The 22,827-nt window shown below is 48.0% G+C and carries 23 protein-coding genes and 2 pseudogenes; 14 read left to right on the top strand and 11 right to left on the bottom strand.

Annotation, left to right across the window (positions count from 1 at the left end; all coding sequences use genetic code 11):
- The first annotated feature begins 4 nt into the window (after window positions 1-4).
- Genes COV52_02485 through COV52_02505 form a run of 5 tightly spaced genes read left to right on the top strand, consistent with a single transcriptional unit; the run spans window position 5 to window position 4,216 of the window.
- Window positions 5-826, top strand: a complete 822-nt coding sequence (locus COV52_02485; protein PIR11648.1) for a glutamate racemase — start codon at window positions 5-7, stop codon at window positions 824-826.
- Between the two features lie 49 nt (window positions 827-875).
- Window positions 876-1,736 (top strand): acetyl-CoA carboxylase carboxyl transferase subunit beta, encoded by an 861-nt coding sequence (locus tag COV52_02490; GenBank protein ID PIR11649.1) that lies wholly within the window; start codon window positions 876-878, stop codon window positions 1,734-1,736.
- A gap of 13 nt (window positions 1,737-1,749) precedes the next feature.
- Window positions 1,750-2,958 carry a hypothetical protein gene (locus COV52_02495; protein ID PIR11650.1) on the top strand — a complete coding sequence of 403 codons (1,209 nt, stop codon included), beginning with the start codon at window positions 1,750-1,752 and terminating at the stop codon, window positions 2,956-2,958.
- Entirely contained in the window at window positions 2,931-3,734 is an 804-nt protein-coding gene (locus tag COV52_02500) for a hypothetical protein (GenBank protein ID PIR11651.1), read from the top strand. Before COV52_02495 ends, COV52_02500 begins: the two co-directional genes overlap by 28 nt.
- A complete protein-coding gene (locus COV52_02505; GenBank protein PIR11652.1) occupies window positions 3,734-4,216 on the top strand; it encodes a hypothetical protein in 483 nt (160 codons plus the stop codon). Before COV52_02500 ends, COV52_02505 begins: the two co-directional genes overlap by 1 nt.
- 178 nt (window positions 4,217-4,394) lie before the next feature.
- Here COV52_02505 and COV52_02510 read toward each other — a convergent pair whose 3' ends face one another.
- Window positions 4,395-4,718 carry a hypothetical protein gene (locus COV52_02510; protein PIR11653.1) on the bottom strand — a complete coding sequence of 108 codons (324 nt, stop codon included), beginning with the start codon at window positions 4,716-4,718 and terminating at the stop codon, window positions 4,395-4,397.
- On the bottom strand, window positions 4,715-5,455 hold the full coding sequence (locus tag COV52_02515) for a hypothetical protein (protein PIR11654.1): 741 nt from the start codon (window positions 5,453-5,455) through the stop codon (window positions 4,715-4,717). Before COV52_02515 ends, COV52_02510 begins: the two co-directional genes overlap by 4 nt.
- Before the next feature lie 80 nt (window positions 5,456-5,535).
- On the opposite strand from COV52_02515, the gene COV52_02520 reads away from it, so the two are divergent.
- Together COV52_02520 and COV52_02525 are read left to right on the top strand one after the other, a co-directional pair.
- Window positions 5,536-6,138 (top strand): tRNA-(ms[2]io[6]A)-hydroxylase, encoded by a 603-nt coding sequence (locus COV52_02520; protein ID PIR11655.1) that lies wholly within the window; start codon window positions 5,536-5,538, stop codon window positions 6,136-6,138.
- A gap of 13 nt (window positions 6,139-6,151) precedes the next feature.
- Entirely contained in the window at window positions 6,152-6,922 is a 771-nt protein-coding gene (locus COV52_02525) for a 3-hydroxybutyrate dehydrogenase (GenBank protein PIR11656.1), read from the top strand.
- A gap of 316 nt (window positions 6,923-7,238) precedes the next feature.
- Here COV52_02525 and COV52_02530 read toward each other — a convergent pair whose 3' ends face one another.
- The 4 genes from COV52_02530 to COV52_02545 all read right to left on the bottom strand — a co-directional run bounded on the left by COV52_02530 (window position 7,239) and on the right by COV52_02545 (window position 9,832).
- The gene (locus COV52_02530; GenBank protein PIR11657.1) at window positions 7,239-7,901 is read right to left on the bottom strand and encodes a succinyl-CoA--3-ketoacid-CoA transferase; all 663 of its coding nucleotides are present in this window, start codon (window positions 7,899-7,901) and stop codon (window positions 7,239-7,241) included.
- Between the two features lies 1 nt (window position 7,902).
- A complete protein-coding gene (locus COV52_02535; GenBank protein ID PIR11658.1) occupies window positions 7,903-8,607 on the bottom strand; it encodes a succinyl-CoA--3-ketoacid-CoA transferase in 705 nt (234 codons plus the stop codon).
- A 56-nt stretch (window positions 8,608-8,663) separates the two neighbouring features.
- Window positions 8,664-9,083, bottom strand: a complete 420-nt coding sequence (locus tag COV52_02540) for a hypothetical protein (GenBank protein PIR11659.1) — start codon at window positions 9,081-9,083, stop codon at window positions 8,664-8,666.
- 365 nt (window positions 9,084-9,448) lie between these two features.
- Window positions 9,449-9,832, bottom strand: coding sequence for a hypothetical protein (locus COV52_02545; protein ID PIR11660.1), 384 nt, complete (start codon window positions 9,830-9,832; stop codon window positions 9,449-9,451).
- Window positions 9,833-10,024: 192 nt separating this feature from the next.
- Here COV52_02545 and metN point away from each other — a divergent pair, with 192 nt between their 5' ends.
- The 3 genes and pseudogenes from metN (at window position 10,025) to COV52_02560 (ending at window position 13,071) form a co-directional block, all read left to right on the top strand.
- On the top strand, window positions 10,025-11,053 hold the full coding sequence (gene metN / locus COV52_02550) for a DL-methionine transporter ATP-binding subunit (protein PIR11661.1): 1,029 nt from the start codon (window positions 10,025-10,027) through the stop codon (window positions 11,051-11,053).
- Window positions 11,043-11,681, top strand: a pseudogene (locus tag COV52_02555) (methionine ABC transporter permease). The gene metN and the pseudogene COV52_02555 overlap by 11 nt, the downstream one beginning before the upstream one ends.
- Window positions 11,682-12,555: 874 nt before the next feature.
- Entirely contained in the window at window positions 12,556-13,071 is a 516-nt protein-coding gene (locus COV52_02560; GenBank protein PIR11662.1) for a hypothetical protein, read from the top strand.
- Between the two features lie 24 nt (window positions 13,072-13,095).
- Here COV52_02560 and COV52_02565 read toward each other — a convergent pair whose 3' ends face one another.
- The gene (locus COV52_02565; GenBank protein PIR11663.1) at window positions 13,096-14,784 is read right to left on the bottom strand and encodes a proline--tRNA ligase; all 1,689 of its coding nucleotides are present in this window, start codon (window positions 14,782-14,784) and stop codon (window positions 13,096-13,098) included.
- A 153-nt stretch (window positions 14,785-14,937) separates the two neighbouring features.
- On the opposite strand from COV52_02565, the gene COV52_02570 reads away from it, so the two are divergent.
- From COV52_02570 to COV52_02580, 3 genes are read left to right on the top strand one after another with little or no spacing between them, the layout of a single operon-like run.
- Window positions 14,938-15,540: a LemA family protein gene (locus tag COV52_02570; GenBank protein ID PIR11664.1), complete on the top strand. Its 603-nt coding sequence runs from the start codon at window positions 14,938-14,940 to the stop codon at window positions 15,538-15,540.
- Window positions 15,540-16,619: a zinc metalloprotease HtpX gene (locus COV52_02575; GenBank protein PIR11665.1), complete on the top strand. Its 1,080-nt coding sequence runs from the start codon at window positions 15,540-15,542 to the stop codon at window positions 16,617-16,619. Before COV52_02570 ends, COV52_02575 begins: the two co-directional genes overlap by 1 nt.
- An 18-nt stretch (window positions 16,620-16,637) precedes the next feature.
- Window positions 16,638-17,288, top strand: coding sequence for a hypothetical protein (locus COV52_02580; GenBank protein ID PIR11666.1), 651 nt, complete (start codon window positions 16,638-16,640; stop codon window positions 17,286-17,288).
- 60 nt (window positions 17,289-17,348) lie between these two features.
- On the opposite strand, the gene COV52_02585 is transcribed toward COV52_02580, so the two are convergent.
- The 4 genes and pseudogenes from COV52_02585 to COV52_02600 form a co-directional block, all read right to left on the bottom strand.
- On the bottom strand, window positions 17,349-18,047 hold the full coding sequence (locus tag COV52_02585) for a hypothetical protein (protein ID PIR11667.1): 699 nt from the start codon (window positions 18,045-18,047) through the stop codon (window positions 17,349-17,351).
- Window positions 18,048-18,115: 68 nt separating this feature from the next.
- Window positions 18,116-19,275 (bottom strand): annotated as a pseudogene (gene coaBC, locus COV52_02590) (bifunctional phosphopantothenoylcysteine decarboxylase/phosphopantothenate--cysteine ligase CoaBC).
- Window positions 19,272-20,048, bottom strand: coding sequence for a pantothenate kinase (locus tag COV52_02595; protein ID PIR11668.1), 777 nt, complete (start codon window positions 20,046-20,048; stop codon window positions 19,272-19,274). The pseudogene coaBC and the gene COV52_02595 overlap by 4 nt, the downstream one beginning before the upstream one ends.
- Window positions 20,049-20,107: 59 nt before the next feature.
- The gene (locus tag COV52_02600; GenBank protein PIR11669.1) at window positions 20,108-21,553 is read right to left on the bottom strand and encodes a hypothetical protein; all 1,446 of its coding nucleotides are present in this window, start codon (window positions 21,551-21,553) and stop codon (window positions 20,108-20,110) included.
- A 56-nt stretch (window positions 21,554-21,609) separates the two neighbouring features.
- Here COV52_02600 and COV52_02605 point away from each other — a divergent pair, with 56 nt between their 5' ends.
- Window positions 21,610-22,641: a tRNA preQ1(34) S-adenosylmethionine ribosyltransferase-isomerase QueA gene (locus COV52_02605; GenBank protein ID PIR11670.1), complete on the top strand. Its 1,032-nt coding sequence runs from the start codon at window positions 21,610-21,612 to the stop codon at window positions 22,639-22,641.
- Window positions 22,642-22,827: the final 186 nt, after the last annotated feature.

Genomic DNA, 22,827 nt, shown 5'->3' on the forward strand with positions numbered 1-22,827 from the left:
GAAGATGAGTGCATTACCGATTGGTGTCTTTGATTCTGGTGTGGGCGGGTTAACGGTTTTAAAGGCGTTACAAGCTGTTTTGCCGAACGAATCCTTTGTGTATTTGGGCGATACTGCGCGTTTGCCTTATGGTACCAAAAGCCCAGAAACGGTGGCCCGTTATGCCTTGCAGGCCAGCGACGCCTTGATGGCGCACACCCCGATCAAAGCGTTGGTGGTGGCGTGTAATACCGCTTCGGCCTTGGCTTACGACGCCTTGGTTGAACACCATCAGGATTTGCTAGTCATTGATGTGGTGCGTCCCGGCGCACAAGCGGCCGTTGACCGCTCAGTCAATGGCGATATTGCGGTGATTGCGACAGAAGCCACCGTGCGGGCTGAGGGGTATCAAAAAGCGATAAAAGCCTTAAACCCGAATGCGCAAGTGCATGCTCACAGCGCGAGTGTGTTAGTGGCCTTGGCGGAAGAGGGTTGGTGTGATAACGATGTGGCGGTCGCGGCCGTTGAGCACTACTTGCGGCCTTTACTCGAAGAGGATGCTGCGTTTAAGCCAGATTGTTTGTTGCTCGGCTGCACACATTTTCCCGTGCTATTGCCAGCCATTGAGATGGTGATTAATGAATCGATTCATATCGTCGACTCTGCCACAGCCACGGCCATGTCGGTGGCCAGACAATTGGCAGAAGCCAATTTGCTGTGTGCCAATGGCGTATCAAAAACCGATTTTTTGGTCACGGATTCACCGGCGCGTTTTGCGCGTGTGGCCAAACAATTTCTGGGTGTGACATTGTCTGAAAGTGATGTGCAGACCTGTCACCTTGGTTGAAATCCTATCAAGGATAGTGCTAAAGTTTCAAAAAATGTCGAGGTAAGACATGAGCTGGATAAAAAAACTGATTCCCTCTAAAGTGCGAACGAATGCAAGCCATAAGCGCAACATTCCTGAAGGTGTGTGGTGTAAGTGTGATAAATGCAAATCCGTACTGTATAGCGAAGAGCTCAATAAAAGTGAACAGGTTTGTCCACGTTGTGGGTATCATCAATACATCAGTGCGCGTGATCGCTTAAAAAATTTTTTTGATCAAGGTCAATTTCAAGAAATTGCGGCCGACGTTGAAGCGGTTGATCGCTTGAAATTTAAAGACAGTAAGAAGTATAAAGATCGCCTTTTGGCCGCTCAAAAACTCACCGGGGAAAAAGAAGCTTTGGTGTGTGGTCTAGGTAAACTTAAGCACATGTCATTGGTGGCGTGCGCCTTTGAGTACAAGTTTATTGGCGGCTCGATGGGCTCTGCTGTGGGCGAGCGTTTTGTTCAAGGTATTAATCAGGCCTTAAAACACCAGGTGCCTTTTGTGTGTTTCAGTGTGAGTGGTGGTGCTCGCATGCAAGAGGGCTTGGTTTCTTTGATGCAAATGGCAAAAACCAGCGCGGCGTTGAAAAAACTTGCTAATGCCAAATTGCCGTATATTTCTGTGCTCACGAACCCAACCATGGGTGGGGTGTCAGCCAGTCTCGCGATGCTGGGCGATGTGATTTTGGCTGAACCGAATGCCTTAATCGGCTTTGCAGGGCCTCGTGTGATCGCACAAACGGTGCGTGAAACCTTACCACCGGGGTTTCAGCGCAGTGAATTTTTGCTTGAGCACGGCCATATTGATGCGATTGTTGATCGCCGAGAAATGCGCGATGAAGTGGCTGCCTTGTTAGCAAAAATGATGCATCAGAAAACCGCTTAGAGCATTTTGTTGCATGAATACAAAGCTCGATGAGTTATTAAACCCCCTTGAGGTTCACCCGCGATGGCCGTTTGATCGGCTCAAACAGTTTGCCGCTGAAAAATCTCTTAATTATCTGGATGCTTATGTGGTAGCAGTGACCGGCACCAACGGTAAAGGTTCCATGGTTGCAGCGCTTGAAGCGTTGTGTATTGCGAAAGGTTTGCGTGTAGCCAGTTTTTCTTCACCGCATTTGCTGTCAGTGACTGAGCGTATTCGTTTTCAAGGTCAGCCAGTTTCTGAATCCTCTCTCTTGGCCGCACTTAAGACCGTTTTGCCTTTGGCGGATGAATTGGGGTATTTTACGGCTTTGTTTTTTACGGCGATCATTTTGTTTCAAGCTCAGAAACTCGATGTGGTGATTTTGGAGGTCGGTGTGGGTGGCCGCTTGGACCCGATTAATATTGTTGATGCTGATCTCTGTATCATCACGCAAGTGGCCTTGGATCACCGCGAAGTGCTCGGTGATACCCGTGATGCGATTGCCTACGAAAAGGCTGGTTTAATGCGAAAAGGCGCTTGGTGTGTGTTTTGCGAAGCGGATCGCCCTAAGATGGTTGATGACGAAGCACGACGGATCGGTGCGAAGCTTGTATGTTTGGGGCGCGATTTTAAGGTTACTCAATCTTACGGGGCGAAAAGTTTTTCGGATGAATTGATGGCATCAGTTTTGGCAATTAATAAACGTTGGCCATTGACCCTTGACGAGAATACGGTCGTTAAAACTTTGTTAAATATCCAACCGCTTGGGCGCTGCCAACTGCTGGATACCGAGCCTAAAATACTGCTCGATGTAGCGCATAATCCTGCAGCCTGTGAGCGCTTAGCTCTGCGCTTAAAGGCGCGTGGTCTGTCGCCTGATGTGACCTTGTGCCAGTTTAAGGGCAACAAAGCGGTTGCGGAGAGTTTAGGGTTTTTGCGCGATCAGCTGGGTGAGGTGTTTGTTTTCCCTAAATTGGGAGAGAAAATGTTGCCGCCCGAGGCTATGCAAGCTGTATTGCATGATGTCGGCATTGCAGCTATCAGGCCGTTTTCAAAGCTAGAAATAGCCTTCGATGAGGCGCTTAGCCGGGCGCCTAAAGACGGCGTAATTCTCGTCTTTGGCTCTTTTCTCTTGGTCGGCGCTGTGATAGCTTTGTTAAAAGGGAGGGGCTTATGGATTACAAAACCAAACGCCGTTTAGTGGTTGCCATTATTATCATCGCCTTGGCGGTGATTTTCTTGCCAGCGTGGTTTGGCTCGCGTAAGCAACCGGTGGCAACGAGTTTTAAGGAAGTGCCGAATCAGCCTGCTGTGCAAAAACCGGATGCGATCAAAAATCAAGCCCCTGAAACGATTGCGAAGAACTTTCAAGCGCAAGGTCCCGTGGTTCCAGAATCACCATTAAATAACAAAGTACCTGCCACGCCTGAAGTTCAGTCGAAGCCAGCGCCTGCAGCTGCAGCAGCGCAGCTTAAAATACCGGTGCCCGCTAAAGCCGTGGCGGCCACTCAGGCTAAACCCGTCAAACCGATTAAAAAGCTCGCTGAGACTCAAGATCAAACCCCAGTGGTCGATGATTTTTCCGGCACGGGTGGTTCAGACTCCGTTCAGATTCACGAAGATGCTTTGGCGCATTTGCCGAATATTTCTGTTCGAAAAAATGATGCGACAAGCGAGAATGTCGTGGATTATCATCAGCGCGAAAAATTGGCTAAGGCTCAGAATCATGCTTTTGTGATTCAACTCGCGAGCTTTAATTCGCCTGTGCCGGGAAGACAGTTGGTGGCTAAGCTTCGAGAGGCGGGTTATGTGGCCTTTATGCAAACTGCTGAAATTCATAGCAAGCAAAAGCATCGCGTGTACGTTGGGCCGTTTACACAGTTACAGCAAGCAGAAGCTATGTTGCATATCATTGATAAAAAGCTGCACATGCACGGTTATGTGCATGACTTTAAACCTACAGTGATGATTCCCTAATGGCAACGTTTGATATTGTTTTACTCGTCATTGTGCTCCTATTTGGCGTGCTTGGTTTTATTCGTGGCTTTGTTAAGCAGCTGATTGTGACCCTGGTGTGGTTTGTTGGTTTCGGGCTTGCGATCGTGTTCACACAAACCTTGGCAGCGCATACCGGCAAATACATTCATAATCCAGACATTAATCAAACAGTGGCTTTCTTGTTGATTTTCTTTGCCACTTGGATTGTTGGCACGATCATTAAGCTGATTATCGTCAGTGGACTGGGTGGTTTGAGTTCGAGCACGGGTGGACGATTTGTAGGTTTTGTGCTGGGTTTGCTTGAGGGCGCGAGTTTATGTGTGTTGCTTATTTTTATCATTCAAAATTCAAACCAGCAAACGGCAAATTGGTTTAACACGGCCATGCTGGTTCCACCTTTGGAACATGCAGCCGCTTGGATGCAGCACTTTGCGTTTAAAGCTGTTGCCGCTAAACCTTAATTCAATTTTATAGTAGGGTCTTTTTGCAATTCATTTTTCCAAGCGAAAGCTGAAGGGGTTGAGGCCAAGTTGTTTATTATTTGAGGCGAATAGCTAACCCTATTTAACGAAAATAATGAGCAATTTGGATCAACTTTACTCAGTTTGCAGCGTGAAAATGAATTGTAAACAGACCCTATTATCGCTGGCTGGGTTTCGTTTGCTGTGAAGCTTGAGCTTGTTGGCGAACGCGAGTTTGCATGTCACGTTCTTGCTGAATCCTTTGACGGGCTTCCCAAACACGCAGTGGGTCTTGAAAGCTTGTAGACTCCAGTGCAACATCCACGGCTTTTTTCATTTCTTGGGTTTTTTCCATTAAGGCGTCGTCATTCTTGGCGAGCTCGTTGGCCATTTCATTGCTCAATTCGCAGGCCTGTACAGCTGCAGTCGCTAAGGTTTCTTCAGCATTTTGAGCATTGGTGGTTTCAATGACAGTGATGATGCGTCTTGGGATATCACTCATGCGCGACCTCGTGAGCTGGTGAGTTTTTTCAAGGTTTGAAACGTAGCAAGGTAGGGCGAGTCTTTGTTGGGTTCTTCGCTCAGGAAGCTATCGGGTGTTAGGCCGGCTAAAATACGCATGGCTGACTGTTTTTGTTCATCCGTTAACGCCGTTGATAGAGGGTTTCCACTACTGTTTTTGCACTGTTCAAAGGTTTGTTTCATGTTGGTTTCTAGGGTGTCTAGGTAGCTTGTGAGTTTTGTTTTTCGTTCTTGAAGATCATTGTCTAGCGCTTGTATCTGATCGTTGACTTTGTCTTTAAGTTGTCTAAGGTTTGTTAATGCTTGTTCTGGTGGTAAGGCTTTGGCATCCAGCGCTTCTGGATAGCTGTGAGCGGTGGACATCACATCTTGCTGGTCCATCGCGCGCTCCTCGAGGGCGCTCGCAATGCGCTCCAGCTCACTGCGTTGTAGCAAATAGTTAAGGTGCGCGCGAACCATGCGTCGTAGCAAGTATTGTGAGGCGTTATCTCCCTGTTTCTTACGGGTAAATAAGCCTTTTTTTCGCTGAGGTTCAGGCGCAACAGCCTGTTCTAAAAGCTTATCAGCTTCTTTAGCGCTAACGTTTAGGCGCTCGAACGCTTTTCGAAGATAGGGTTCCATGAGCAAGTGTTGGCGAACATCGGAGCGAATGGTTTGGCTGCCTTTAAGGGCGTTAAGGCGTTTTCGTTTGAACAGGGCTTTGAGTTTTGATGTCATGCCATTGACTCGTTGTTTAAAAGGGTTAACATGGCGAGTTGTAATCCAACTCTTACAGAGCTTAGCAAAAAAAACTGCCTATGAACAGCCTGCCAACCTTAGACGAATTCTTAGCGTGCCCAACGCCGAAAGCCTGGCTTGAGCGTGCCGAGCAAGAGCCCGAGATTCTACTGATTGACCACGCCAATTGTGAGAAAAAGGCGGCAGCCACCGCTAATAATATGCTGCAGCGTTATGTGGGCTACCCAGAGCTTTTGGATAAGATGTCGCCTTTGGCGCGTGAAGAGCTTTTGCATTTTGAGAAAGTGTTGAGCTTGATGAGAGAGCGTCAAGTCGAATACCTTTCTTTAACGCCTGGGCGCTATGCGCAAGCGCTAAACAAAGCCACACGAAAAGCTGAGCCTGAGCGCTTGATTGACCGGCTAATTATTGGCGCTTTTATCGAAGCGCGATCATGCGAGCGTTTTCATGCCTTAATTCCTCATGTCGATGAAAGCTTAGGCAAATTTTATAAAACCTTGTTCGCGGCAGAAAAGCGCCACTTTCAAAATTATTTAAAATTGGCCTACCGTTACGCCAAAGAAGATATTGCTGCGCGGATAGAATTTTTTGCTACACTGGAGGCTGACTTAATTAATTCGCCGGACCCAGAGTTTCGTTTTCACAGCGGCCTGCCGGTTTAAAAGGAGAGAAATCATGGTCAAAACGTGTTTAGTCACAGGCAGTGCCTCGGGTATTGGTTTGGGTGTTGCAACCTATTTTTATGCGCAGGGCTTAAATGTGGTGCTCACGGATGTTAATTTGGATGCGGCCAAAGCGGCGCAAGCCAAATTAGACCCTGCAGGCGAAAGAACGCTGGCAGTCAAAATGGATGTCACCAATGAGGGGGATGTGGCATCGGCCTTTGCTGCGGTGCTTGCGCGTTTTTCATCAGTGGATGTGGTGATCAACAATGCCGGTATTCAAGTCATTTCTCCCATTGATGAGTTTCCTTTAGCCGATTGGGAAAAAGTGCAAAAAATCAATCTAACGGGTAGTTTTTTAGTGGCGCGTGAAGCCATGCGTTGCATGAAAAAAACCGGCGGTGGCCGCATCGTGTTTATTGGTTCGATTCACTCGCATGAAGCGTCAAGCAATAAGTCGGCTTATGTGGCTGCGAAACATGGTTTAATGGGCTTGATGCGCTCGGTCGCGAAAGAGGGTGCTGCGCATCATATCGGGGCCAATATGGTGAACCCAGGCTTTGTGAAAACGCCGTTGGTGGAAAAGCAAATCCCTGAACAGGCCAAGCAACTCGGCATTTCAGAAGACGAAGTGATTAAAACTGTGATGCTCGGTAAAACCTTAACCGGTGAATTCACCACGGTTGAAGAAGTCGCGCGAGCCTGCTTTTTCTTCGGCACCTTTCCAAGCTTGGTGTTAACCGGCCAGACATTGCTGCTCACACACGGTTGGCATATGGAATAGGGCCAGGGTTTTTTGCGGTGCATAATATCAGTGCTGTAAGTCGCAGATTTATGCGCTCACCTTTATTGGCCTCGCGTTTCTCTTTCGCAGGGACGCTTTTCGCCATCCATGGCCGCTCTCTTACGGCATCCATGCCTCCAGAAGCCCTGCGAAAGAGAACCCATCGCCCAAACCAGTGAGCACATAAACGTATCTTGTGGCATGGTTCTCAGGGCCTGCGATACATGGACGTAAGGGAGCAGGAAGGCAGGAGCCTGTTCCTGGGAAGCATGCCACAAGATGCGATGTGCGAGCGGTTTTCGTGGAATTGGAGCTCTCAGGCGCTCTGCTTAATGACTTTCACCGTATCGGGTATCACGAGCTGGCCTTCAGTGTGAGCCTGTATCGTTTCAATCGATACGTCTTCAGCGCGTTCAAGCAAATGAAAGGCGCCGTCTTGAATTTTGAAATAACCGTATTCTGTGAACACATCCGTGATGCAGTGCTGTGCGGTGAGTGGCAAAGTGCATTCGCGCAGTAGTTTAGGTTCGCCGTCTTTGCTGATGTGGGTCATCGCCACTAAAATGCGCTTGGTCCCGGCCACCAAGTCCATCGCGCCACCCATACCTTTGACAAGTTTGCCGGGAATCATCCAAGATGCGATTGAGCCATGCTGGTCCACTTCAAACGCCCCTAGAATCGTCAGGTCAATATGGCCGCCGCGGATCATGCCAAAGCTATCACTCGAAGAGAAATACGCCGCCCCTTTCACCGCGGTGACGGTTTGTTTGCCGGCGTTCACAAGGTCTGCATCCACCTCGCCTTTGTTAGGGTAAGGGCCCATGCCGAGCAAGCCGTTTTCCGTTTGTAGCATCACGTCCAAATGTTCGGGAATGTGGTTGGCGACCAAGGTCGGAATGCCGATACCTAAGTTAACATAGTTGCCGTCTTTGATTTCTTGTGCGATGCGTGCGGCAATTTGATCACGTGATAATGGCATATTATTGGCCCTCCGCCAGGGTTAAACGTTCAATGGGTTTTTCAAATTGCCCTTGAATGACACGATTGACATAGATGCCGGGCGTATGAATATCGTCGGGGTCTAGCGCACCTGCGGGCACGATTTCCTCGACTTCGGCGATGGTGATTTTACCGGCCGTGGCCATTTCAGGGTTAAAGTTACGCGCGGTTTTTCGGTAAACCAGGTTGCCCATGGTGTCCGCTTTCCAGGCTTTGATTAAAGCGAAGTCAGCGGTGAGCGCCTTTTCCATGAGGTAGAGTTTACCGTCGAATTCACGGGTTTCTTTACCTTCAGCCACCACGGTGCCCACACCAGTCGGCGTGTAAAATGCAGGGATGCCTGCACCACCTGCACGAATACGCTCGGCCAGTGTGCCTTGTGGAATAAGTACGGCTTCTAGCTCGCCCGATAACACTTGTTCGGCATAGATTTTGCATTCGCCGACATAGGAGCCAATGACGGTCTTAATTTGTTTGTTCTCCAGCAAGCGGCCAAGGCCAAAACCATCGATGCCAGCGTTATTGGAAATAATGGTAAGATCGTTAAGTGAAGTTTTGGCCAGCCGGTGTAAAAGATTTTCAGGAATGCCGCACAGGCCGAAGCCGCCGCACATCAGTGTCATACCGGATTCAATGCCCGAAAGAGCCTCTTCGTAGGTTTGGCAAACTTTATTTAACCCAGCCATTGGCGATCCCCTTTATCCCTTAAGTTGGCTAAGGCTAGAGGATCGCGCTGCCTAGGTCAAGATTCAGCCAGGCAGTGATGCGTGTTTTGGTATTGCTGTAGAAAATAGAGGATCTGGACTTTATCCCCCGTGGCCATGCCGCCTTCTAGTCGGCTGCGTGTGTGACCGGCTTCATTGTAGTCAGCACCAATGATGTGGCTCAAACCTTGAGACTCACCGTTAAAACTTTCAGCGAAGTTGCTGCACGCGGCCTGAGTGTCTTTATTGGCCAGGCACATCTTATAAGCAAAGTTATCGCTATCATGCTCGATTAGCTGGGCTTGTATGTGTAAATCTTGCCCTGGGCTGGGTGTTGAATAGTCATACTTTTCAAGGCTTGATTTGAACGTGTTTACCGCTTGGCAGTAATCAGGGGAGCCAGCCAGCGCCAATGAACAAAGCGCTAAAGCCAAAAATAGAGTGGTTAAGCGTCGCATGGATTTATCTCCTTTTTTATTACGCTTTTTTAGCTATAGCCGATATCGTTCAAATGACACGATGATTCCACTAAAGATATCTACAGTATTAACCATGAACCTTAACAAAAGCTTAACGGCAATGATTTTCCCCTGATCTTCTCCCACAAAAATGCTTATTTATTAGTTATAAAATCCACTTTTTCGTCAAGTTTTGCTGTGTTTCTCTTGGCGACTTGAATTTCGAGGGACGCCTTTAAGGCATGTCTTGAAGTTTGATTTTTCGTCATCGTGAGACAAAGGCGTGATAATCCGGGGGAATTTAAACCCGGATTTTCAATGCTACGCATTTTAACTCGGTCTACCCAAGACGGTTGCTACGTTGGCTAAAACTGGCAATCTGAAGGCTCGCTGGCTTCACACACTTTCCGTGTATGAGAGCTTTGCTCAAAATGCCAATAGGGGCCGACAGGTTCTTGGTCTTGTGTGCTAGCTAAAGAGACTTCGCTGTAATAGGGCGGCTCTTTTAAACGGTAATAGCACTGAGACGCATAAGCCACTTTAGGTAGCCATTCAGCTCGGTGAAAATCATTGACCTCAGCTTGAAAGCGTTTGAATGTGGCCTGACCCACCGGCTCATCGTCGTTGGTATCGAGTGCGACAAAGGGCGTGATATCGCCTTGTCGGATTTGCAAGGCGCTAGGGCAGGTTAAAGCCAGCGATAAAACAGGCGCGCAACACAATAGCGCGCCGAGTGTGGCGTGTTTCATAGTATCTCCAGGAAAATAAGATAAGTCTTTTCACCATACGTATTATTCTGAGTAGAGCAAGTGAAACCTTGCGGTTTTTAAGTATAGAATTTTGTCAAAAAATGTGAGGCCTTATATTTTGGCCCGTTATAAACCTTAACAAGCCTTAAAAGTGTCGGTATGATGCTCGCAAATTGAATATGAAGCCGCTTTATGATCACACTCAACAATATCAATAAAACTTACACCGTGGCGGGCACCGCATACCCAGCACTTACTGGTATGAGCTTCACGGTCGAGGCTGGCGAAATCTTTGGCATCATTGGCAAAAGCGGGGCGGGTAAGAGTACCTTGGTGCGCTGCCTCAATGGGCTTGAGAAAATCACTTCCGGCGACGTTCAAATCGATGGTCAGAGTATTGTCGGTTTGAGTGATAGCGCCTTGCGACAAACGCGTCGCAGTATTGGCATGATATTTCAACATTTCAATTTATTAAGCTCGCGCACAGCCTTTGACAATATCGCTTTGCCTTTAGAGCTTGTCGGCAAAAATCAACAGGCGATCGCTGCACGTGTGAACGATTTACTGCGTTTGGTTGAGCTGGAAGGCTTGGGCGGCTCTTACCCGCATGAGCTAAGCGGTGGCCAGAAACAACGTGTGGCGATTGCCAGAGCGTTGGCGACAGAGCCTAACGTTTTGTTGTGTGATGAAGCAACGTCTGCGCTAGACCCGGAAACCACGGTTTCAATTTTAAATCTACTCAAAAAAATTAATCAAACCTTGGGTATTACGGTTGTATTGATCACGCATGAAATGGATGTGGTTAAGCAGGTTTGCCACCGTGTCGCGGTGTTGGATCAAGGTCGTTTGGCTGAGTTGGGCAAAGTGGTGGATGTGTTTATTCGGCCGCAGTCTGATGTGGCTAAACGTTTAACGCAAGCCAGCTTGCATTTGGAACTGCCTGATTCCATTAAGTCGAAGCTGCATGCGGAAAAGGCGGGGCACCCGATTGTGCGTTTGGCATTTGTGGGTGCATCTGCCGAAGTGCCGGTCACTACCTTATTGCATGATCGCTTTTCTGTAACCTGTAATATTTTGCAGGCCGACTTGCAAGTGATCGACGGTGACAGTGTGGGCTTTATGGTGTGTGAACTGCAGGGCACGCAAGAACAATCGGATGCGGCGCTTGCGCACTTACAAGCCCAAGGCATTAACGTAGAGGTGTTGGCTTATGTCTCATAGTCTAGCCTTAATGCCTTTGTTGGTCGCGACCTGGCAAACGCTTTACATGGTTTTTATTGCCAGTGTCTTGGGTATTGTTGGTGGTTTGGTGTTGGGTGTTGTTTTGTATAATACACAAACCGGCGGCTTGTGGGCGCACCGCGCTTGGCATCAGGTTCTGGGTTTTATCACGAATGTGGGTCGCTCGGTGCCGTTTATCATTCTGATGATTGCGATTTTACCGTTCACACGCTTTGTGGTGGGCACGAGCATTGGGATCAATGCCGCCATTGTGCCTTTGGTGATTGCCGCTATTCCTTATTTTGCTCGGATTGTTGAAAGTGCTTTGGGCGAAGTGCCGTTTGGTATTCGAGAAGCTGCTTTGGCGATGGGTGCGACGCAGTGGCAAATTATCACGAAGTTTTTATTGCCTGAAGCGTTGCCTGCTTTGATTCGCGGCTCGACCCTATTGATTGTCGGTTTGATCGGCTATTCAGCCATGGCCGGTGCTGTCGGCGGCGGTGGTTTGGGCGAGCTTGCCATTAACTACGGTTACGAACGTTTCGATGCCTTGGTGATGCTGGAAACAGTGGTAATCTTGGTGCTCATTGTGCAGTGGGTGCAAACCTACGGTGACCGCTTGGCCAAGCGTCCGCGTTTAAAACGGTTGGCAATCGTTGCGATTATCTTTGCTTTGCTGTGCGTGGTCTCGCAAGCGTGGCCCAAAGGTGAACAGGCGCATACGATTCGTGTGGGTATCATGGGTGGCGCAGAAGAAAACATTATGCAGGTCGCTAAGCGTGTGGCTTGGGATCGTTACCATGTGCATTTACAGTTGATTACTTTTGATGATTATGTGCTGCCCAATACAGCCCTAAATAATGGTAATTTGGATGCGAATATTTTTCAGCACGTGCCGTATTTGGATACACAAATCAAAGCGCGTCATTATAAGCTCGTACCGATTGCGAAAACCTTTATTTATCCTCTGGGTTTTTACTCGAAAAAATACACGAGTCTTTCCGCTTTGCCAGAAGGGGCCGTGGTTGCGATTCCCAATGACCCGAGCAATGAAGGCCGCGCATTATTGCTGTTGCAACAATCGGGCTTGATTAAAATGAAACCGGGTGTCGGGCTGCTTGGTACGCCAGCTTCTGTGATTCTTAACCCGTATCATTTACATTTTGTCGCTATGAATGCGGCGCAAATTCCCCGTGCTTTAAAGGATGTGGCGATGGGTGCGCTAACCAATGACTTCGTGGGCCCTGCAGGGTATACGGTGAATCAGGCGCTGTTGAAAGAAGGCAGCCATTCACCTTATGCCAACGTGATCGTGGTGCGTGCACAAGATCAGCATAAGCCGATTTTTAAAGCTTTGATTGCGGCCATGCACTCCAAGCCTGTGCTTGAAAAAACGCAAGCTTTGTTTCCGGATGGCGCGGCAATAGCGGCCTGGTATTGATCGCTTGCGCGCGAAGCTGGGTGTTGTTATTCTGCCTGTTCGATCTTAGGAGTAGCACGCGATGCGTTTTTTGATGTCTTCGGCCATGATGGCTTTAACGTGTGTGGCTTTGGCTGCGCCACATTATTCACAATCTCGTTTGAATGCGTTTCAAAGTGAGCTCAATGATGCGGCGAATCAGCCAGCTGAGTCAACTCAATCCATGCTGGCAAGCAAAGCCGTTGAAGTTCAAGATGCGCAAGTGTTTTCGGCCAGTGCTGGGCAAGATACCAAAGTCATCATGCGTTTTGTGAATCGTGATGAGCACGGCCATGCGGTTCAGGCTGTCTATTCTCCCTTGGCCAAACAAGCACAATTACAGACAGCTGTGCAAATCAACGGCAAACTGGTGAATGTACAGGTGCATTCCTTTGCGTTACAGCTCAACTCCACCACGTGGTTGGGGCAAAAGCAAAAGCACGTTGAGCTGATGAACTTGAGCCAAAGCTTAACACCTGGTCAAACTGTGCCGCTGGTGATTATCTACCGCGATGGCAGCTATGATGCCTTTGATGCAAAAGTGGTTTCGTCCAGCTAATCCTGTGAGTTTTAGGGACACGCCCTAGATTAGCTGGGTGATATCATCCAGTGAGACCAGGCGAGCCTCGCTATCCCGGCGGTGCTTGTATTCCACACGGTTTTCCGCTAGGGTTTTTTCGCCGATCACGATACGGTGCGGAATGCCAATGAGGTCCATGTCGGCAAATTTTACACCTGGGCGTTCTTTGCGGTCATCTAATAGCACATCGATGCCTTGGCTTTGAAACTTTTCGTAGAGCGCATCGGCTGCTTTTTGTACGGCTTCAGATTTATCATAACCAATCGCAATAATGACAGCGTCAAACGGTGCCATGGCTTCAGGCCATATAATGCCCCGTTCATCGTGGTTTTGTTCGATCGCAGCGGCCACGACGCGGGAAACGCCAATGCCGTAGCAACCGGCAATCACGGTTTGGGCTTTACCGTTTTCATCGAGTACATCAGCGCCCATGGCTTTCGTGTATTTATCGCCATTTTGAAAGATATGGCCCACTTCAATGCCGCGAGTAATTTCTAGTGTACCTTTACCGTCAGGGCTTTTGTCGCCCACAACAACATTTCTCAGATCATACGTATCGGTGAAGTTGGCGTCACGTTGCCAGTTCACATGACGATAATGCTCGCCGTCTTCATTCGCGCCACAAGAGAAGTTGCGTATCAGTGCGGCGGTATTGTCGGCAATGATGGGTACGCTTAATCCAACAACGCCCAGCGAACCAAAGCCTGCGCCAACGGTACTGCGAACTTGTGATTCATCGGCCATGGTTAATGGCGCCTTAACTAAAGGGTGTTTCTCGGCTTTGATTTCATTGAGTTCATGATCGCCGCGTAAGACGAGCGCAACTAAGGGGTGTTCGCTGCCTTCGACAAACAGGGTTTTTACGGTTTTCTCAACCGGTATGTCATGGTGGTTAACCAAGTCTTGGATGGTTTTTGCATTCGGTGTGGCGAACATTTCAATCGCTTTTTCGGTCTCGTCATCTGCGGCGATAGCGAAGGCCTCGGCTTTTTCGATGTTTGCTGCGTAATCACTCTCGTTGCTGAAGGCAATGCTGTCTTCGCCGGTGTCGGCGAGTACGCAAAACTCGTGTGAATTATCGCCACCGATATTGCCCGAATCGGCCATGACGGCACGAAACGTTAAACCCAGTCGGGTGAAAATATTCGTGTAAGCCTGTTTCATGTCTGCGTAGGTCTTATCTAAAGAGTTTTGTTCGAAGTGAAATGAGTAAGCATCTTTCATGACAAATTCACGTGCGCGCATGACACCAAAACGCGGGCGAATTTCATCACGAAACTTGGTTTGAATTTGATAAAAAATTTGGGGCAGTTGTTTATAGCTTCGAAGCTCGTGCTTCACCAAATCGGTGATCACTTCTTCGTGTGTAGGGCCGAGGCAAAACTCGTTATCGTGGCGATCGTTTAAGCGCAATAGTTCTTTGCCGTATTGTTCCCAGCGACCACTGTCTTCCCAAAGTTGCTTGGGTTGAACCATGGGCATCAAAATTTCTTGAGCGCCTAGCGCGTTCATTTCTTCGCGTACAACGGTTTCCACTTTTCGCAGCACGCGAAGACCCAATGGTAGCCAGGTATAAATGCCTGAACTGACTTTGCGGATAAGGCCTGCGCGTAGCATGAGCTGATGGCTAATAATCTGCGCCTCAGCGGGGGTTTCTTTAACGGTGGCCAGTAAGAACTGTGAGGCTTTCATAGTGAATCGCTTTTTATCTGTTTAAGTTCGCGAGTTTAATGGTTTTTCATAAGCGTGCCAATCCTGGCCTGATGAAAAGCTTTAAGCTTAGGTCCTTGACCTTGGGCTCAAAGGGGTTATACTTGTACGAAATAACTTACACAGAGGTGTTTTATGGGTTGGATTATTCTTATTGTCGTTTTGGTTGTAGTGGTCGGCTTTGTTTCGATCTACAATCGCTTGATTCGATTTATCGAGGCTGTTCGCAACAACGAAAAGCAAATCGATATTCAGTTAGATCGTCGCTACAAAGTGTTTCAATCGTTGATCGAAGTCGTTAAAAAATACATGAACTACGAGCAAACGACCTTGAAAGACGTGGTGGCTTTGCGTAACCAAGCGCAGGCTGCGAAAGATTCCGGTGATGCGAAAGCGCGTCAACAAGCGGAAGACAGTATTTCTAAAATTGCCGGTGGTTTGAATGTGGTGTTTGAACAATACCCTGACCTAAAAGCCAACCAGAATGCACTGCAACTGCAAGAAGAAATCGTCAACACGGAAAATAAATTGGCGTTCGCTAAACAGGCCTATAACGACAGTATCGAACGTTATAACGCAGAGAAAAAATCCTTGATTCAATCCTTTGTGGTTTCAGCGTTTAAATCGAAATTGGATGTCAACTTTGTTTACTGGAACTTGCCAGAAGAAGACATTAAGAAACAAGAAGACTACCGTGTTGATTTAGGTGATGTGAATTCAAAAAACGATAAAGAATAATGACAGTTTACAGTCAATATGCTTCACAGGCCGCGGATTGGCGCGGCCAACTTCGTAAAAACTCACAGCGCACGACGATGGTTATTTTCATCTTCCTGCTGTTGTATGTGTTTGTCGGCTTGTTGATCGATTTGTTTTTTCACCACACAGGTATGGTGCAGCTCGCGCAGCAACAATACCCCACGCAAGCCTATGTGCCTTTAGGCCAGGTTTTTATAGACCTGGTCACGTTTAAAATCATTCCTTGGGCTACCTTGATCATGCTGGCAGTTGCCGTGGTTTCTTTGTTGATTACGTATAGCCTCTATGATCGCTTGATGTTGATGGGTACCGAGTATGTGGAAATCACTGAGCAAACGACGGATTACGATGGCAAACAGCTGTATCATATTGTTGAAGAAATGAAGGTGGCGGCCGGCATGCGCTATATGCCAAAAGTGTTTATCATCGAAGCCGATTATATGAATGCTTTCGCCAGCGGCTACAGTGAAAAATCTGCCATGGTCGCTATCACGCGTGGCTTAATGAAAAAACTCGATCGTGCTGAATTACAGGCGGTGATGGCGCATGAGTTGAGCCATATCCGTCACGGGGATATTAAACTCACACTGACTGCCAGTGTCTTGAGTAATTTAATGCTCATGGCCATCGATATGCTGTTTTACGGCGTATTATTTGGCGGTGGACGCCGTGGCAATGATCGCGAAGGCGGCGCCAATATTCTGGTCTTAGTGATTGTGGTTTTGCGCTTTATATTGCCGATTATTACCGTGATTTTAATGCTGTATTTATCGCGTACACGAGAATACATGGCCGATGCGGGCAGTGTCGAGCTCATGCGGGATAATGATCCTATGGTTCGCGCGTTAATTAAAATTGATCAAGATCACCAGCAAAACGCGATGCGCTACCAAGCACAATACACGAGTACGCCGCATGAGGCGGTACGTCGTGAGTCCTATATCTTTGATCCGACTCGCGCAGGTTTTAAAGGTGCGGGTGGTTTGAATGACTTTTTCTCCACGCACCCGAGCATGAAAAAACGCTTGGCTGCGCTGGGTGTAAAGTTCAAACAATAAGTCCTTTGGGAGGGCATTATGGCTAAAACTTCGAAACCTATCTGGATTAAAGTTCGCAAGTACATGCTCACAGGCTTGGTGGTCTGGCTGCCTCTGGCGGTGACCTTATACATCATTATTTTTATCGTCAGTTTGATGGATAAAAGCGTGAAGCTTTTGCCGCATGCGTTTCAGCCGCAGCAAATTTTTGGCTTTCATATCCCTGGGTTGGGGCTGATTTTAACCTTGCTGGTGTTGTTTTTCACCGGCATGTTTGTCACAAATTTCTTCGGTCAAAAATTGTTTTCAATTTGGGAGAAAATGGTCGGGCGCATTCCTTTGGTTCGCTCGATTTATATGGGTGTGAAGCAAATTGTTGAAGCTTTGGTTGAGCCGAGTGGTAAAGCCTTTCGCAAAGTGTATTTGATTGAATACCCTCGCAAGGGAACCTGGAGTATTGCCTTTCAAACCGGTGTTGCAGCATCAGAAATCACAAAGGCGGTGCACCAAAATACGTTGACTTTGTTTGTGCCGACAACACCAAACCCCACCTCAGGCTTTTTGTTGATGGTGCCAGCCGATGAGGCCAAAGAGTTAGACATGAGTGTCGATCAAGCCTTGAAAATGGTTATTTCCTTGGGTGTGGTTCAACCTAAAGATGTCCCGCTCGTCAAGCCTGATCAAGTTTAGTGCTGCTTAACAAAAAAAGCCCGAGGTACTCTCGGGCTTTTTTATTCTGATCAGGACAGTTTAAAATAAGTATCCCAATGTTAATAATGCGGTCATCACATGTTGAGGGTGTGTTGACAGCGTGTAGCTTGTGCCTGATACGGTTTTAGTCGATGTGGCTTTGTTGTAGAACGCCATGTTGTATTCAAGGCCTACCAGCACGTGTGGCATCAGTTTATAGCGAAGGCCTAGCCCGACCATGGGTCCATTGGCAAAACGATTCGTGCTAAAGTCAGCCGTTGTTGTACCGCTGTTAGTATCCACCGTTTTATAATCTTCTTTCATCCATTGCCAGCCGAGCGTTAAATAAGGCAATAGGCGAGATGAGAGTGCGTAACCTAATTTTGCATTAAGGCCATAGGTTGCTTTGAAATCATTCTCAAGCGTTGAGATACGGCTACTACCATAGTTATTGCTGGACTTTTCATTGCCTTGAGCGATGCCTGCTGTGCCGCCTGCACTAAGATACATTTGGTTATGAAATTGATAACCGTAGTCAAACTGTAAGTTCTGTGTTGACTGCGTGGTTGTGGTATCACCATTCTGGGTGTAACCATTGCTGCCAGATTTTACTTGTGAGGCTTTGTTGTCCACGATACGAAAGCCTAGGCCTAATCCTGCACTAAAGCCTGTGAATGTGCCATAAGAGGGGTTTGCAGCATAGCCTGTGCAAGCTAGTGATAAGCCGATACCGGCAAGGCAAAGTGGGAGTACTTTCATTGTGCTTTCCTTTCTAGATTGAATGGCAAAATTGTAGGGTAAATAGTGTGCCTATGTCCAATGCTAATTTAAAACCACAGCGCGAGCGTGGATACAATGTGTTTGGCTAGCGCACTTTTAGGCATTTCTTCAAGAACTAATCGTCGGCCGTCTTTGTGGTAGAGGGTTGCGGCATTATGAGCTTGCTCGAAACCTTTTTGAAAATCCACTTCGTTAGCAACAACCATGTCCAAGTGTTTCGCTTTTAATTTGTTAAACGCATAGTTTTCAATGTTATGGGTTTCAGCGGCAAAACCGACACAAACTGGTTTTGGATTGAGGCTCGCCACGGTTTTTAAGATGTCCGGTGTCCGAACCAAGTTGAGCGTTAAGTTATCGTCGGTTTTTTTGATTTTTTGCGAGGCAATGCCCGCAGGTTTGTAATCTGATACGGCGGCGCAAGCGATAAAAACATCGACGGTATCGATAAGCTTCATCACAGCGTTTAGCATGTCATCTGCACTGATCACAGAAATGCACTTCGCGCCTTTAGGCGGCGTCAAAGCGGTTGGGCCGGAAACCAGTGTAACGTGCGCACCCAGGTCCAGTGCGGCATGGGCCAGTGCGTAGCCCATTTTTCCGCTGGAACGGTTCGACAAGAACCGCACCGGGTCGATCATTTCGCGTGTGGGGCCTGCGGTGATGAGGATGTGTTTTTCGGTAAGGTTCATAGTTGCGCCACGATAGATTCTGGTTCAGGTAAGCGGCCAGGGCCAATATCGCCGCACGCTTGCTCACCATCGGCAGGCTCTAAAATGCGAATGCCGTGTTCTTCTAAGGTGTTAATATTGCTTTGAACCAGCGTGTTCTTCCACATTTGTTGATTCATGGCGGGCGCTAAAATAATTTCTGCGCTGGAAGCCAGGCATACGGTGGTGAGCAGGTCGTCAGCAAAGCCGTGGGCGAGACGGGCGATAAAGTTGGCACTGGCTGGCGCGATTAAAATTTTCTCAGCAAAACGCGCAAGCTCAATGTGGCTCATAGCCGCTTCGGCCTCTTCATCGAGTAAGTGCGTGTGTACACGCTCACCCGTTAAGGCTTGAAAAGACAGGGGTGTAACAAATTGTTGGGCAGAGGCTGTCATCACAACACGGACGGTGTCACCACGTTTTTTGAGTAGGCGTGCAATTTCGCAGGCTTTATACGCGGCAATGCCGCCAGTTACACCTAAAACAATGTTCATTCTCATTCTCCATGATTGAGTTCATAGGCCGCGCGTAAGCCATGCAGCGCAAGATCGGGCACAATTAAGTCGAAAATTTTCTCGTCTTCGAATAAATGTGAAAACCCACCTGTGCCAATAATGAGCGACTCTTTGTTTGCAAACGTTTCTTGCCTGATACGTGCGCTGATTTCCCGCAATGCTGCACAATGGCTGAAATACAATCCGGATTGAATGCTTTCGGCTGTACCTTTGCCAAGGGCGGTTTGTGTTTTCACAATTTCAACGGCGGAGAGTTTAGCCGTGTTGTTTTCCAGTGCCATCATGCACAGTTTAATACCGGGAATGATCACGCCGCCTAAGTAATGACGTTCTTGGTTGATGGCGCAAAAGGTGGTGGCTGTGCCCAAATCAATGATGATGAGGTTTTTCTGTGGGAAGGAGTGCGTGGCGGCAATCGCATTAGCAATACGGTCGGCGCCCACTTCTATAGGGTTTCGGTATTTGATATTCAGACCGGTTTTAACGCCGGCTTGTAATACAAAGGGCTCAACATCAAAGTATTTCATGCAGGCTGATCGGATCGAATAATCCAGACTGGGTACAACCGAGCAGAGCGCAATACGGTCAATCGCGGAATGATCCATGCCGTTTTCACGGATCACTGCGCGTAAAAAAACGCCGAGCTGGTCGGAGGTGACCACTTGTTTGCTGTCATAACGAAAACGTAGTAATAGCTCATCGCCTGAGAAGACGCCGCCAAAAATGTGAGAGTTGCCGATATCGAGGGTGAGTAGCATCTTGTTTGTCTCCTGGTCACTGCCGATTAAAGTCAATGCTTCGATCCGAATTATACTCGCTACGCGGCCATTAGCGACCGTTTTTGTTGATAATCTTGTTTTAATCGTTTGATTTCTAGGTTAAGTCCCACGGGTTTTTGAAAGCTTTGGGCGCGGCCGAGCTGCATAATGGCCTGAGCCAGTTGACCGACTTTCGCATACAGTTTGGCCCGCGTGACAAAGGCCGCTTTTTTCTCGCCACCATGACCTTGGGCGTGTGCCAGTAGATCCAAATAGGCTAGGCTGCTTGTGCCTTCGTGTTGTGATTCCAGCACCTGTGCTGCTTGTTTGTAGTGTTTTGCACTGATGAGAAGGTCGGCATAAGTGAGTGTTAGCGCAGTATTTTCAGGCTCGTAATAATGCGTTTCTTTGATGAGTGCTAGCGCCTTGCTGCTTTGGCCTGCTTTCATGTACGCTCTGGCAAGGCTTGCTTCAAGCAAGCTATTTTCTGGGTGTTGTGCGTTGATGGTTTTTAGGCGACCAATAGCATCATTGTATTCTCTCGCTTTTAAAAGACACAGCGCATAGGCGTATTGTGCGGGCAGAGTGTTTAGTGATTTTTGTTTAAGCTCTCGGGCTGTTTTTTTAGGATCATCTGTAGTGTCAGCCAGAGCGCGTGCTTGAATAAGTTGGTATTGTAGGCTGGCTTTGCTTGCTTTATCGTGATCGCTTTTCAGGGCGGCTTCTGCATAGCGTCGGCTGCTTAAGGGGTGTGAGCTGAAATTTTCGATGATATCGTCCACTGGCGTTTGTCGCTCATCACGATTCATTTGCGCGAGAAAATTAGCCATATCTTTTCGGCTAAAACCGGCGCGTTGTAAAATTTGAAGCCCCACGCGATCAGCTTCTTGTTCAAAGGCCCGTGATGTGCGCATCCCCCGCTCAAAGCTTGCGCTAGCGCCGGCTGCGGCAATGCCTGCGCCGCCTGTGGCTAATCCTGCCAATATGCTGCCAAGGCCGAGCAATTGATCGCGCTTGGCTTCTTCGATACCGCGCGCAATATGGCGCTGCATGACGTGTGCCATTTCATGGGCCATTACCGAGGCTAGCTCACCTTCGGTGCGCGCTGTCATCAGTGTGCCTGTGTTTAAGCCGATATAGCCACCTGGGCCGGCAAAAGCATTCACGGTGCCGTCTTTGATGACGAAAAAGGTGAGTTGTTGCTGAGGTTTTGGGCTAGCGGCAAGCAAGCGTGAGCCCAGTTGATCCATGTACTGGTTCACGAAATAATCTTCGACAACGGGTGAGGTTGAGAGGATGTAGCCATAAAACTGTTGACCGATGAGCTCTTCCATAACCGAAGAGAGTGTGTTTTGGCCGGCGCTGTTAAGGTTGGGTAAATTATAGCTCGCACCCGTCAGGCTAAGACTGAGGGCGAGTAACAATCCAATAATAAAGCGCATAGAAACGGTCCTTTGTGGTTGACGTCTGAGTGTAGGCTGCTCGAAGAGCAAGTGCAAACACATTGACGTTTCGACTATCGGTTTGCGATAATCATCGACTTTTTAAGCCGAGCCTAACCATGCGCGTTGATGATTTTGACTACGACCTCCCTGAGGAACTGATCGCGAAATACCCCTGCAGTGAGCGTACAGGCAGTCGCTTGATGCATGTGGATGCGCGGGGTGCGATCGCTCACCGCCATTTCACTGACTTGCCTGATTTACTACAGCCGAATGATCTTCTCGTGTTTAATAACACGCGTGTTATTCCGGCTCGTTTATTTGGGCAGCGGCCGACGGGCGGAAAGATTGAGGTGCTGATCGAGCGGGTGTTTTCTCACTCTAAAGCGCTTGCGCATGTGCGCTCAAATAAAAAGCTCAAGCCTGGCGCTGATATTGAGCTGTCTGAGAATGTGGTTCTTGAGGTTTTGGATCGTGCGGGTGATTTGTTTGTGTTGGGCTTAAAAACTGACGGTGAATTATTGTCGGTGATTGAGTCTTTAGGTCATATGCCACTACCACCGTATATCGATCGTGATGATGAAACCTTGGATCAATCTCGGTATCAAACCGTGTACGCAAAAGAAAAAGGTGCTGTGGCTGCGCCCACGGCGGGCTTGCACTTTGATGAAGCCTTGCTTGAAAAAATGGATGTCATGGGGGTGGCCAGAGCTGAGGTGACTCTGCATGTTGGTGCCGGTACGTTTCAAACGGTGCGTGTGGAAAATGTGAAAGACCACGTAATGCATGCTGAATACATTGATGTGAATGAGACAGTCTGTGAGCAGATTCGTGCTTGCAAGGCACGAGGTGGTCGTGTGATTGCTGTCGGTACCACAAGTTTACGAAGTTTAGAATCGGCTGCGCAAAGCGGTGAAATTCAGCCGCTTCAAGGTGATACCGATATTTTTATTTACCCCGGTTATGCTTTTAAAGCGGTTGATGCCTTGATCACCAATTTTCATTTACCTAAATCTACGCTGATTATGTTGGTTTCGGCTTTTTCGGGCGTGCAGACCATTCAAGATGCCTATCAAACGGCCATTGAGGAGCGCTATCGCTTCTTCAGTTACGGTGATGCGATGTTCCTTGAATTGGCAAAAAAGCCCTAAATGATATATAAATAGGCAACGTCCCTAAAGTCTCGGTAGGAGCGAAAAACAGGATAATCGAGGAAAAATAGCTGAGGATTTGAGGCGAATATTGAACATATTTAACGAGAAGCTTCAGCTATTTTTACCGATTTTGCTTGTTTTGCAGCCTAGCGACGACTTTAGGGACGTTGTCTAGGTCACTCA

The organism is Gammaproteobacteria bacterium CG11_big_fil_rev_8_21_14_0_20_46_22 (assembly GCA_002796245.1).
GTDB lineage: Bacteria > Pseudomonadota > Gammaproteobacteria > UBA12402 > UBA12402 > 1-14-0-20-46-22.